Source organism: Pseudomonas marincola, assembly GCF_900682675.2.
GTDB lineage: Bacteria > Pseudomonadota > Gammaproteobacteria > Pseudomonadales > Pseudomonadaceae > Aquipseudomonas > Aquipseudomonas marincola.
This window is the reverse complement of the sequence record NZ_LR215729.2, coordinates 2,123,974-2,135,655: the sequence shown is the minus strand read 5'-3', so window position 1 is coordinate 2,135,655 and position 11,682 is coordinate 2,123,974. Positions and strand designations below refer to the sequence as shown.

The window sequence follows — 11,682 nt, the reverse complement described above, 5'->3', positions numbered from 1 at the left end:
GTCATGGCGGCGCAGCTTTACCCCTAAACGCTTACATGCAGGATCCTTGCAATGATTTTCGACGAATTCAGCGTTAAAACGCTGATCCGCCCGGTTATAGATTTCCCCAAGCCAGGCGTGGTTTTCCGTGACATTACGCCACTGTTCCAATCACCGCGCGCACTGCGCATGGTCATCGACAGCTTTATCCAACGCTACATCGACGCCGACTTCAGTCACATCGGGGTAATGGATGCACGTGGCTTTTTGATCGGATCGATCATCGCCTATGAGCTGAACAAACCACTGGTGTTGTTCCGCAAGCAAGGCAAGCTGCCGGCCGACGTTGTCACCGAAGGCTACCAGACCGAATACGGTGAAGCGTTCCTGGAAATTCACGCAGACAGCCTGAAACAAGGCGACAAAGTGCTGATCGTCGATGACCTGATCGCCACTGGCGGCACGCTGCTCGCAGCCGTGCAACTGGTCAAGCGACTGGGCGCCAGCGTTATTGAAGCCGCAGCCATTATCGACCTGCCAGAGCTTGGCGGTTCGCAAAAACTGCAGGACAGCGGCGTGCCGACATTCGCCCTGACAGCCTTCGCCCTGGATGAGCGCTGATTGCTCGACTTATGCGTTTGCTGCTCATAAAAAACCGGCCTTGTGCCGGTTTTTTAATGGTCCAGTGATCTGTGCAGACGCGTCAGCGCTAGAGCCCCATCTGCTTGCTGATGATCTCGTTCATGATCTCGCGTGAGCCGCCGCCAATCGAGAGAATCCGATTGTCACGGTACAAGCGCTCGACCAGGCTCTCGCGCATGTAACCCATGCCGCCGAGAATCTGCACGGCGTCATAAGTGATCTTGTCGGCAATATCGGTGGCAAAGTTCTTGGCCATGGAGATTTCCTTGACCACGCTTTGCCCCGCCGCCATTTTCGCCGCTTGCCGGTAAGTGAACTCGCGTGACACTTCAAGCTGTGTGGCCATCTCTGTCAGTCGATGCTTGAGCACCTGAAACTTGCCGATCAGCTTGCCGAACGCCTGCCGCTCGCGCGCCCACGCCATCGACTCTTCAAAGGCCAGCTGCGCGGTCATGTTGGCCATGATCGCCAGTGAAAGGCGCTCGCTCTGAAAATTCGCCATGATTCCGGCAAAGCCCATGTTCTCGGCTCCGATCAGGTTATCGACCGGCACCCTGCAATCATCGAAGAACAGTTCTGCCGTATCAGACGCCCACCACCCCATCTTTTTCAACTGGCGGCCCACGGTGAAACCTGGCGTGCCCTTCTCGATCAATAACAGGCTGACACCTGAAAATCCCTCGCCCCCGGTGCGCACCGCGACGGTGTAATAGTCGGCGCGCACGCCACTGGTAATGAAGGTCTTGCTGCCGCTGACCCGATAAAACTCACCGTCACGCACGGCGCGGGTTTTCAGGTTTGCCACATCGGAGCCGCCAGAGGGTTCGGTCACCGCCAGCGCCATGATTTTCTCACCCGCCAGCACCTGCGGCACCACCTGATCACGAATGGCCGGCTTGGCCCACTTGAGTACGGGCGGCAAGCCGATATCCAGAGATCCCAGGCCCGCAACCAGCCCACCCGAACCTGAACGCATGAGCTCCTCACTGGCGGCCACCTTGGCAAAAATATCGCCTTCGTGGCTGCCGCCGAAGCGCTCGGGGTAACCAATACCCAAAATCCCTGCTGCACCCGCCTTGCGATAAAGCTCACGGGGGAAACCACCGGCCTCCTCCCAATCGTCTACGTGCGGCAGGATTTCACGCTCAACAAAGCGGCGGACAGAGTCGCGCACGAGGGTGTGGGAGTCATCGAAATAATCTTGCAAGACTGGCATGGCGGCTGCTCGCTGAGGTTTTCCAGACCATACCTAGCGCTTGCTTGGTTAGCAAGATGATAAAACGGCCAGATGCCCCGCTGTTTTTTACAGACGCAGCCTGACTGAACGCCCGTTGAAACGCAGACTTCAGTGGCGCAATTGCCAAGCTGGAGAAAGCAAATGCCGGGTTTTGGTTACAGAACGATTGGGCGGCGACCTGAGAATGCATGGGCAAGCGTACCGCCATCGACCAACTCAAGCTCACCACCGAGCGGCATGCCATGGGCAATACGCGAAGTGACAAGGCCTTTATTGGCCAGCAACTGTGCGATGTAGTGCGCGGTAGCCTCGCCTTCCACTGTCGGGTTAGTGGCCAGAATGATCTCGACGAAAGTACCTTGCTCGATACGCGCCAGTAACTCGGGGATGCCAATGGCTTCAGGCCCAAGACCGTCCAGCGGCGACAAATGCCCCTTGAGGACAAAGTAGCGCCCGCGAAACCCTGTTTGATCAACGGCGTAGACATCCATCGGGCCTTGCACAACGCACAACAGATTGTCGTCGCGGCGCGGATCGAGGCAGATTTCGCACACCTCATCTTCGCTCAGCGTGCGACAACGTTTGCAGTGCCCTACGCCCTCCATCGCCTGCGTCAGCGCCTGAGCAAGGCGCAAGCCGCCACTGCGGTCACGCTCGAGCATCTGCAAGGCCATGCGCTGGGCCGTTTTCTGGCCAACGCCGGGCAGAATGCGCAGTGAATCGATCAGGTGACGAATCAGGGGACTGAAGCTCATGCAGTTTCTCGGTCGCAGGGGAAGTATGAAAATCGCGTTGCAGCATTGTTCGTGTCAGGGCGACACGCTGCACAAGTGGTCGGCGTGAATCCGCCGCCCTTGTGCCAGATACGGGTGCGGCTGCCGTGGCAGCCACACCCGTAGCACTTTTTAGAACGGCATTTTGAAACCGGGTGGCAGTTGCATGCCTTCGGTCATGCCGCCCATTTTCTCTTTGCTGTTGGCTTCAACTTTGCGCACGGCATCGTTGACTGCAGCGGCGATCAGGTCTTCAAGGATTTCCTTGTCTTCCTGCATCAGGCTGTCATCCAGGCTCACGCGCTTGATGTCGTGACGACCAGTCATAACAACGCTGACCAGGCCGGCGCCGGATTGACCGGTGACTTCGGCGTTAGCAAGTTCTTCCTGCATCTTCGCCATTTTTTCCTGCATCTGCTGCGCCTGCTTCATCAGGCCGGCCATGCCACCTTTCATCATGGTGTTGTCCTCGTAATCAGGGGGTAATAATAGGGTCTATGGGTTCAATACTATCGGCACGAATGACCGCAGTGAACTGCTCAATCATTTGCTGGACGAGCGGATCGTTATGGATCGACTCCTCAGCTTCGCGCTGGCGATTCGCACGTTTGCGCGAAGCCGCCTGAGCAGGTGTTTCCTGTTCAGGTTTAATCAATTCGATGTGCAGCTTGAGCTCTCGCCCCTGCTGCTGGTTGAGCGCGTCATTCAGGCGGCGTTGCTGGGTCGGATTAAACAACGCGCTGTGCGCTGGATCCAGGTGCAACAGCCAGTTGTCGCCTTCAACCGAAATCAGTGTGCAGTTAGCGCCAATGCTGCCGGTCATGCCGGCCAGGCCTAACTTGGGGAACAGCTCCAGCCACTCAGCGGCAAGACCGGTGGCGGGCACCGCAGCCGCTGATGGTTCAGGCGCCTCGATTACTTCGGGCTCAATCGCGCCGAAGTCATAATCCATTGATTCTGCGTCCATCTCGACGTAGTCGTAATCACCCAACGGCGGCTCGTCATCCGCATCGTTGTCTGGCAATTGTGCGGCCTCAATCACCACGGCTTCTTCGGTGACAACCGCGACAGTCTCGACGTGCAGCTCTTCAACAGGCTCGCTCGCAGCCTCAGCGACGATCTCCGGCGTTTTCGCTGCAACGCCATCATCTGCAGGCGCCGGATCAGAAACGCTCTCCTGAACAGCCTCTGCTGGCGTTGGAATAACGGACGCTGCAACCGCTGCCGGCTCTTCCCAAGGCAAATCAACCACTGGCGCAGACGCTTCTGGCAGGGGTTGCGGTGCCGCCACGGTTGGCGCCGGCGCTACAGCCGCCACGCTCGCAGCAGCAACGGGCGCAGGCTCAGGCGCAGCAGCTGCTGGCTGAGGTGGTACGGCAGCCGGCGCCGCAATAGCAGCGCCGGCCACTAAATCGCTTGGGGGATTAGCAGTGGCCTGGCTAATCCCGAGCGGCTTTAGCGAAAGCCTTGGTGCGTCCGCTGAATCAGCGGGCCTGAAAGCGAGCATTCGCAGCAGGACCATCTCAAACCCGCTGCGCGGGTCCGGCGCCAAGGGCAGGTCACGGCGACCGATAAGGCCCATCTGGTAGTAAAACTGAATGTCTTCGGCCGGTAATGCACCCGCCAGCTCAAGCACCCGATCACGGTCGCCGTAGCCATTGTCGACCGCATCCGGCAGCGCCTGGGCGATTGCTACGCGGTGCAAGACGTTGAGAATCTCGCTGAGTACGCCATTCCAGTCCGGCCCCTGTTCAGCCAGATGCCGAACCGCGTCAATCACGCCGCGCGCATCGCCCTCAAGCAATGCATGCAACACGCCATACACCTGACCGTGGTCGAGAGTGCCGAGCATGGCCCGCACATCAGCAGCCAGCACCTTGCCCTCACCAAAGGCAATTGCCTGATCGGTAAGGCTCATGGCGTCACGCATCGAGCCGTCGGCAGCACGGCCGAGCAACCACAGCGCGTCTTCTTCGAACGGAATGGTTTCAGCCGCCAACACATGGCTTAAGTGCTCGACCACACGCTCGGGCGGCATGTTCTTCAACGAGAACTGCAGACAGCGCGACAGGATGGTGACCGGCAGTTTTTGCGGATCGGTCGTCGCCAGCAGGAATTTAACGTGCGGCGGCGGCTCTTCCAGGGTTTTCAGCAGCGCATTGAAGGAGTGCGACGACAGCATGTGCACTTCGTCGATCAGGTAGACCTTGAAGCGCCCACGGCTCGGCGAGTACTGCACGTTGTCGAGCAACTCACGGGTGTCTTCGACTTTGGTCCGGCTCGCGGCGTCGACCTCGATCAGGTCAACAAAGCGGCCCTCGTCAATCTCTTTGCAGATCGAGCAGGTTCCGCATGGCGTGGAGCTGATACCGGTTTCGCAGTTCAGGCATTTGGCGATAATCCGCGCAATCGTAGTTTTACCTACCCCGCGGGTGCCCGTGAAAAGATAGGCGTGGTGCAACCGCTGGCTATCCAGAGCATTGATCAGTGCTTTGAGCACATGCGTCTGGCCAACCATTTCGCGGAAGGAGCGCGGACGCCACTTGCGTGCAAGAACCTGATAACTCATCGAAACCCGTCATGAGATGAAAGCAAAAGTGGGCTAATCCTAACGGAGCGACCCGCAAATTGCATCCAATCAGCCGCTTCTTGATTCACAGAAAATACAACTGGCTATTTTTTACACAGACACGTACAATCCGCCTGTTCGTACCAAGCTGTAAGTCAATAAGGCACCGGATACTGCTGTTGAGACTCAACAACACTGTCCACCCCCTCCGATGGAACCCTGGTAAAAAGCGCATACGCCTATCAAGCGATGCCGCACAGCTTTCTACCTGACCCAATCTGATGACTATTCAGGATGTCTCGCCTCAGCGACGACGCAAACCTGCATCCGAAGTACTGACCCGATCCCGGCGATTTCGCCCAATGGTCGTGTAACTTCGCTCCATATGAAAAAAAGTATCTGACCAGAAACCGTCAGTGCTCTGGAGCTTTACTCTGCGCACGAAGCGCTTTTGCTTTAGGAAACACCCAAAAAATGAATACACAAACTCAAATTCAGGTTGCCATTAGCACCCTAGCCAGCGCATTTGCGCCACTCGACTGCCATATTCTTGCTGCACGCAAAGGCAGTTTCAGCTTCACCATTGTCGACAATGCCGGCATTGCCAAGCACAGCCAGCGCCTGTATCCGGGCCAGTACTCGGCTGACTCGCTGGAGCAGGTAATTGCCAAGGCGCGCCAGTCACTCAGCGCCTAAATTATGGCCTGCTGAACTTTAGGCGTAGACTGGGGGTCTGTTTGTTACCCCCAGGATGGAGCCCAGTGAATGGACAGCACCAAACGCGAATTTGTCGAACAACTGTTTTCACCCCTCAAGGCCAATTTCAGCTTGCCACGACCCGATAGCAGCATTGTGCTATCGCTGATCGATGACAGCGAAACCACCGTTTACAGCCGTGTACTGGGTGCAGCTCAATTGAATGACACACAGGCTTTCGCCCAGAGCCTCGAAGAGATCCGCCTGGAACTGGCCGTACGCTCCGGCAATATTCCGGCAGATCTGCGTAAATCCCTGAAAGAGCAAGACAGCGTTCTCAGCTATCACATAGCCTGATTCCGTCTGCCAAAAGCCACAACAGTTCGCTGTTGTGGCTTTTTTAATGCCTGCAGGAAAGCACAAGCTGATAGCGGCCAACCGCCCTGCTTCGCACAGACAATCCCAAGTGCGTCGCGCCAACCCCAACCTGCGGCGCCTTTCATGCAGCCATAAAAAAACCCGAACCTTTCGATTCGGGTTTTCTCGTTAGCTTACGCGGGCCTGATTAGCTGGCCCTGCGCGAGGACTGAACTGAATCAGTCTTCGCGGTAACGGCGCAGCTTCAATGGCTTACCAGCAACACGGGTGTCCTTGAGCTTGGCCAGCAAGCGCTCCAGGCCGTCTTCCGGCAGTTCAACGAGACTGAAGCTCTCGCGGATCTGGATGCGACCGATTGCGTCACGCGCAAGGCCGCCTTCGTTGAGGATTGCGCCCAGCAGGTTCTTGGCAGCAATACCGTCACGCGCACCCAGCGCGGTACGGCAACGTGCACGGCCTTCGCCCAGCGGCATTGGCGCACGACGCTCGCGATCAGAACGAACCGGACGCTCGCCACGCTCACCGCCACGATCGCTGCGCTCACGCGGGCCACTGTTTGGAACCAATGGCTGTTCTTTCTCGACGTCAGCCAAAGTCAGCGCCTGACCATTGGTGGCCTTGCGCAGCAATGCGGCAGCCAGAGCACGTGGCGAGCAACCGATGTCTGCAGTCAGACGATCAAGCAAATCACCGTGGCTGGCCTCAGCGTCGGCAACCAGAGGTGCCAGGCTGGTGGTCAGCTTCTTGATGCGTGCATCGAGAACTTGCTGAGCGTTTGGCAGTTTGACTTCGCCAACCTTCTGGCCGGTAACACGCTCGATAACCTGCAGCATACGACGCTCACGCGGCGTTACCAGCAACAGTGCACGACCTTCGCGACCGGCACGGCCAGTACGGCCGATACGGTGAACGTAAGACTCTGGGTCGTACGGCATGTCCACGTTGAAAACGTGAGTGATGCGCGGCACGTCGAGGCCACGAGCAGCCACGTCGGTTGCGACTACGATGTCCAGACGACCGTCTTTCAGCGAGTCGATTACGCGCTCACGCTGATTCTGGGCGATGTCACCGTTCAGTGCAGCAGCCTTGTAGCCTTTGGCTTCAAGGGCGCTGGCCAGATCCAGAGTGGCTTGCTTGGTACGCACGAATGCGATCAGCGCATCAAACTCTTCAACTTCGAGCAAACGCAGTACGGCGTTAACCTTCTGGTCAGCGTGGATCAACAGGTGAGCCTGTTCGATACGCGCAACGGTTTGGGTCTTGGCAGCGATTTTGATGTGCTGCGGATTGCGCAGGTGCTTTTCAGCAATGGCGCGAATCGAGTGCGGCAGAGTGGCCGAGAACAATACTGTCTGGCGAGTTGCCGGCATGGCCTGGAAAATAACTTCCAGATCGTCCATAAAGCCCAGCTTGAGCATCTCGTCCGCTTCATCGAGCACCAGGTGCTGAATGGTCGAGAGTACTTTCTCGTCGCGGCGCAGGTGGTCAACCAGACGACCCGGCGTTGCCACGATAACCTGGGCACCCTGACGGATTGCTTTCAACTGCGGGCCCATCGGGGCGCCACCGTAAACAGCAACAACGTTAAGGCCAGGCAATTGCTTGGAATAGGTTTCGAATGCCGTTGCAACCTGCAGAGCCAGTTCGCGGGTCGGCGCCAGAATCAGAGCCTGCGGCTCACGCTTGCTGATGTCGATACGGCTGAGCAGCGGCAAAGCGAATGCGGCTGTTTTACCGGTACCCGTCTGCGCCTGACCAATCATGTCCTGGCCGGCGAGAATAACTGGGATGGCTTGTTGCTGAATTGGGGATGGCTCTTCGTAGCCCACTGCAGTCAGTGCTGCAAGAATACTTGGGTGAAGTCCGAGCGCGGCGAAGCCGCCGATTTCCTGGGTCATGGGTCTGCCTCTAAGTGCATCCGCAAAGACCCATGTTCCAAAGCTGCGCATGCCGTGTAAGACCGTGAAGTCACCCTGGCAGCCCTGTCGGCGGGGATTTGCGAAAACGTAATGATTAAAGTGAATCGTCTAGGATAGCCCGCACTTTGCGGACTGGCTGCCGAAGATAGCCTTCGGGCGCGTTGCACTACCTGAACGTGGCCATAAATTGACCGGCGCGCACTATACCGGAAAAGCTGATCAATGTGATGATTTTCGTCTATTTATTAATAAGCTACCGCTAAACGGTCATAACTTGATCAATCCCCGCCTGCGTTTGGACAAGGCTTGTCAGTGACGCTATACCGTTTGCAGGACCTTTACCCGCCGAGAGCCCACCAATGAATGCCAGCAGCAAAGGCCGAGTCAGTCGCGAAAGTCGTGGTGCCGTCATGCTTATCGGGTTGGATCGCGCCAGCAAACGCAATGCATTTGACCTTGAGATGCTCAACGACCTCTGCCTCGCCTATGGAGAGTTCGAGCGCGATGCTGCGCTGCGGGTTGCCCTGGTATTTGCTCACGGCGAACATTTCACGGCAGGGCTGGATCTGGCCAAGGTTGCCGCGACATTTGCCGCTGGCTGGCAAATACCGCCAGGCGGTTGCGATCCGTGGGGCGTATTCGGCGGGCCACGGGTCAGCAAACCGGTAATCGTCGCCGTACAGGGCTACTGCTACACCATCGGTATTGAATTAATGCTGGCCTCCGACATTAACCTCTGCGCCAGCAACACGCGCTTCGCCCAGCTTGAAGTGCAACGCGGCATCTTCCCTTTTGGCGGCGCCACTTTGCGCATGCACCGCGTTGCCGGCTGGGGCAACGCCATGCGCTGGCTGCTGACCGGTGACGAGTTCGATGCTCACGAAGCTCAGCGCTGTAATCTGGTGCAAGAGGTCATGGCCTCGGAAGATTTATTACCGCGCGCCTTGTGGTTAGCCGAACGAATCGCCAAGCAGGCGCCGCTCGGTGTTCAGGCAACCCTGGCGTCAGCGCGTCAGGCGCTCAAAGAAGGTGAAGCCGCCGCGGCCGCTGACTTGCACCCCACGGCAGCCAAATTAATGGCCAGCGAGGATGCCCGCGAAGGCTTGAATGCCATGCTGGAACGGCGCGAAGGCTTGTTCACCGGCAAGTAGCGCACGGTTATTAGAAAGAACAGGCTCAGGTAGCCGGACGGATCTGCTCGACCAGCGGCTGCAATGAATAGCCGAGCGTTGGCGCAAGCATTTCGGCGCGCCACTGCAACTCGCCGAAATCCAGCGTTTGCTCAAGGTCGGCCGGCACCAGCAGCACGACATTGCCCTCTTTCACCGGGCACTCCCAGTAATGACGGTTATACAGCCCGCGCAGCAAGGCAGCGCCAAGCGGTTTGCCATCGTCACCGGCCCACTGGTTGATCACCAGCCAGCCACCCGGGTTGAGTTTGCGCTGACAGTCCTCCAGAAAGCGCCATGCCAGATGCGCTACGCCAGGACCGTGATCGGTATAAAGGTCGACAAAGATCAAATCGGCCGTCTCGGCACTCGGCAACAAATCCAACGCATCCCCCACGCGCACAGTCAGACGCGGGTCATCTTCAAGGCCGAGATATTCCATGGCCAGGCGCGGTACATCGGGACGCAACTCAATGGTTTCGACATCATCCAGCGGCAAGTACTTGAGGCAGGCCTGGGTCAGATTACCGGCGCCCAACCCCAGAAACAGCGCGCTTTCAGGCTGCGGATGGCACAACGCGCCAATGAACATGGCGCGCGTATAGTCGTACTCAAGCCAGCTGGGGTCTGCCATGAATACACAGCTTTGCTCGATTGCATCGCCAAATTCCAGAAAACGGTAGGCGCCTATCTCAACCACGCGAATGGTTCCAAACGCGTCCTTGACCTCGGCAAGCAACACCTCATCCTGCATTTCTTCGACTGGGGGCAAACCCGGCATTGCATTGACTCCACCGTGACAAAGGCGACCACAGGTCACCCGGGAAAGGCGTCAATTGTCATTGAACCGAACCCCCAAGGTCACGCAATAATTAACCATCGACGACTGGCCCCAAAACCAGCGTGCCAAAATAACAATAAGCGCCCTGTTTGAATGCCGCGCAATGCGCCGCAAACACTGCGCAATGATCAATGAGGAAAGTTATGTACGCCATTATCGGCGCAGGCCCAATGGGGCTGTGCACAGCCCGTCAGCTAAAGAAGCACGGCATCGACTTTGTCGGTTTCGAGCTGAACAGTGATGTCGGCGGCTTGTGGGACATCGATAATCCGCACAGCACCATGTACGACTCTGCTCACCTGATCTCCTCCAAGTCGACTACCCAATTCAGCGAATTTCCGATGCGTGACGAGGTAGCGCCCTACCCGCACCACAGCGAAATGCGCCGCTATTTCCGTGATTACGCCGATCACTTCCAACTCAAGACGCACTACCAATTCAACACCCGCGTGGTTGAGGTAAACCGTCTGGAGCGTGGCTGGCAGTTGATCAGCGAGCAGAACGGCGTGCGCCGCAACTGGCAGTTCGACGGGGTGCTGATTGCCAATGGCACGCTGCACAAACCCAACAGCGTCAGCCTGCCCGGCGACTTCGACGGCCAGGTCATGCATTCCAGTGAATACCGCAGCGCCGCCGTATTCGAAGGCAAGCGCGTGCTGGTTGTCGGTTGTGGTAACTCTGCCTGCGACATTGCCGTCGATGCCGTGCACCGCGCCGCCTCAGTCGATATCTCGGTTCGTCGTGGCTACTTCTTCCTGCCCAAGTTCATTCTGGGCAAACCCACCGACACCTTTGGCGGCGCAATCAAATTGCCGCGCCCGCTCAAACAGCGCCTCGACGGCCTGCTGGTGCGTGCGCTGGTAGGCAAGCCATCGAGCTATGGCTTGCCCGACCCGGATTACAAACTCTATGAATCGCACCCGGTGATGAATTCACTGGTGTTGCATTACTTAGGTCATGGCGACATCAAGGCGCGCCGCGACATCAGCAAGGTCGACGGCAAACAGGTGACCTTCACCGACGGCGAACAGGGCGAATATGACCTGATCCTGCAAGGCACAGGCTATAAGCTCGACTACCCGTTTATTGACCGCGCCCATCTCAACTGGCCGGAAAAGGCCGGTGCGCCGCAGCTTTACCTCAACGTGTTCCACCCGCAATACGATGACCTGTTCATGATGGGCATGGTTGAGGCCTCAGGCCTGGGCTGGCAAGGTCGCGATGAACAGGCCGAATTGGTGGCCCTGTATATACGGCAGTTGCAGCAAGGCGCGGCGTCAGCCAAGGCACTGCAACAGACCAAGCGCGAGCGCGCCAGTATTCGCCTCGACGGCGGCTACAACTATCTGGACCTGGAACGCATGGCTTACTACGTGCATAAAGACACCTATCGCGCCAGCATTGCCGAACACACAGCGCAACTCAACGCTGATCTCGACCACAATGGCGCTACCTACGCCACCCGTAGCGCGGTGTAAG

General features: G+C 57.8%; 11 protein-coding genes. 5 read left to right on the top strand and 6 right to left on the bottom strand.

Annotated elements, in window-relative coordinates; all coding sequences use genetic code 11:
• Nucleotides 1–51 precede the first annotated feature (51 nt).
• A complete protein-coding gene (locus tag PMYSY11_RS10015; protein WP_069899845.1) occupies nucleotides 52–600 on the top strand; it encodes an adenine phosphoribosyltransferase in 549 nt (182 codons plus the stop codon).
• Nucleotides 601–688: 88 nt separating this feature from the next.
• Here PMYSY11_RS10015 and PMYSY11_RS10010 read toward each other — a convergent pair whose 3' ends face one another.
• The 4 genes from PMYSY11_RS10010 to dnaX form a co-directional block, all read right to left on the bottom strand.
• Complete coding sequence (locus PMYSY11_RS10010) at nucleotides 689–1,837, bottom strand: acyl-CoA dehydrogenase family protein (RefSeq protein ID WP_150549074.1); 1,149 nt, start codon at nucleotides 1,835–1,837, stop codon at nucleotides 689–691.
• Nucleotides 1,838–2,013: 176 nt separating this feature from the next.
• The gene (recR, locus tag PMYSY11_RS10005) at nucleotides 2,014–2,613 is read right to left on the bottom strand and encodes a recombination mediator RecR (protein ID WP_069899847.1); all 600 of its coding nucleotides are present in this window, start codon (nucleotides 2,611–2,613) and stop codon (nucleotides 2,014–2,016) included.
• Between the two features lie 150 nt (nucleotides 2,614–2,763).
• A complete protein-coding gene (locus tag PMYSY11_RS10000) occupies nucleotides 2,764–3,090 on the bottom strand; it encodes a YbaB/EbfC family nucleoid-associated protein (protein ID WP_069899848.1) in 327 nt (108 codons plus the stop codon).
• 16 nt (nucleotides 3,091–3,106) lie between these two features.
• Entirely contained in the window at nucleotides 3,107–5,200 is a 2,094-nt protein-coding gene (gene dnaX, locus PMYSY11_RS09995) for a DNA polymerase III subunit gamma/tau (RefSeq protein ID WP_150549073.1), read from the bottom strand.
• A gap of 474 nt (nucleotides 5,201–5,674) precedes the next feature.
• Between dnaX and PMYSY11_RS09990 the strand changes: the two genes are divergently transcribed.
• Entirely contained in the window at nucleotides 5,675–5,896 is a 222-nt protein-coding gene (locus tag PMYSY11_RS09990; RefSeq protein WP_069899850.1) for a hypothetical protein, read from the top strand.
• 69 nt (nucleotides 5,897–5,965) lie between these two features.
• A complete protein-coding gene (locus PMYSY11_RS09985; protein WP_069899851.1) occupies nucleotides 5,966–6,253 on the top strand; it encodes a DUF3509 domain-containing protein in 288 nt (95 codons plus the stop codon).
• Nucleotides 6,254–6,492: 239 nt separating this feature from the next.
• Here the strand turns inward: PMYSY11_RS09985 and PMYSY11_RS09980 are convergent, their stop codons facing one another.
• Nucleotides 6,493–8,172: a DEAD/DEAH box helicase gene (locus tag PMYSY11_RS09980; RefSeq protein ID WP_069899852.1), complete on the bottom strand. Its 1,680-nt coding sequence runs from the start codon at nucleotides 8,170–8,172 to the stop codon at nucleotides 6,493–6,495.
• Between the two features lie 380 nt (nucleotides 8,173–8,552).
• On the opposite strand from PMYSY11_RS09980, the gene PMYSY11_RS09975 reads away from it, so the two are divergent.
• The gene (locus PMYSY11_RS09975) at nucleotides 8,553–9,344 is read left to right on the top strand and encodes a crotonase/enoyl-CoA hydratase family protein (RefSeq protein WP_150549072.1); all 792 of its coding nucleotides are present in this window, start codon (nucleotides 8,553–8,555) and stop codon (nucleotides 9,342–9,344) included.
• Between the two features lie 25 nt (nucleotides 9,345–9,369).
• On the opposite strand, the gene PMYSY11_RS09970 is transcribed toward PMYSY11_RS09975, so the two are convergent.
• The gene (locus PMYSY11_RS09970; protein ID WP_150549071.1) at nucleotides 9,370–10,143 is read right to left on the bottom strand and encodes a spermidine synthase; all 774 of its coding nucleotides are present in this window, start codon (nucleotides 10,141–10,143) and stop codon (nucleotides 9,370–9,372) included.
• 203 nt (nucleotides 10,144–10,346) lie between these two features.
• Here PMYSY11_RS09970 and PMYSY11_RS09965 point away from each other — a divergent pair, with 203 nt between their 5' ends.
• Nucleotides 10,347–11,681: a flavin-containing monooxygenase gene (locus tag PMYSY11_RS09965; RefSeq protein ID WP_150549070.1), complete on the top strand. Its 1,335-nt coding sequence runs from the start codon at nucleotides 10,347–10,349 to the stop codon at nucleotides 11,679–11,681.
• Nucleotide 11,682: the final 1 nt, after the last annotated feature.

Coding starts and splice junctions, on each gene's coding strand:
- PMYSY11_RS09990 (WP_069899850.1), top strand. CDS start 5,675: ATGAATACACAAACTCAAATTCAGGTTGCCATTAGCACCCTAGCCAGC.
- PMYSY11_RS09970 (WP_150549071.1), bottom strand. CDS start 10,143: ATGCCGGGTTTGCCCCCAGTCGAAGAAATGCAGGATGAGGTGTTGCTT.
- recR (WP_069899847.1), bottom strand. CDS start 2,613: ATGAGCTTCAGTCCCCTGATTCGTCACCTGATCGATTCACTGCGCATT.
- PMYSY11_RS10000 (WP_069899848.1), bottom strand. CDS start 3,090: ATGATGAAAGGTGGCATGGCCGGCCTGATGAAGCAGGCGCAGCAGATG.
- PMYSY11_RS10015 (WP_069899845.1), top strand. CDS start 52: ATGATTTTCGACGAATTCAGCGTTAAAACGCTGATCCGCCCGGTTATA.
- dnaX (WP_150549073.1), bottom strand. CDS start 5,200: ATGAGTTATCAGGTTCTTGCACGCAAGTGGCGTCCGCGCTCCTTCCGC.
- PMYSY11_RS09975 (WP_150549072.1), top strand. CDS start 8,553: ATGAATGCCAGCAGCAAAGGCCGAGTCAGTCGCGAAAGTCGTGGTGCC.
- PMYSY11_RS09980 (WP_069899852.1), bottom strand. CDS start 8,172: ATGACCCAGGAAATCGGCGGCTTCGCCGCGCTCGGACTTCACCCAAGT.
- PMYSY11_RS09965 (WP_150549070.1), top strand. CDS start 10,347: ATGTACGCCATTATCGGCGCAGGCCCAATGGGGCTGTGCACAGCCCGT.
- PMYSY11_RS09985 (WP_069899851.1), top strand. CDS start 5,966: ATGGACAGCACCAAACGCGAATTTGTCGAACAACTGTTTTCACCCCTC.
- PMYSY11_RS10010 (WP_150549074.1), bottom strand. CDS start 1,837: ATGCCAGTCTTGCAAGATTATTTCGATGACTCCCACACCCTCGTGCGC.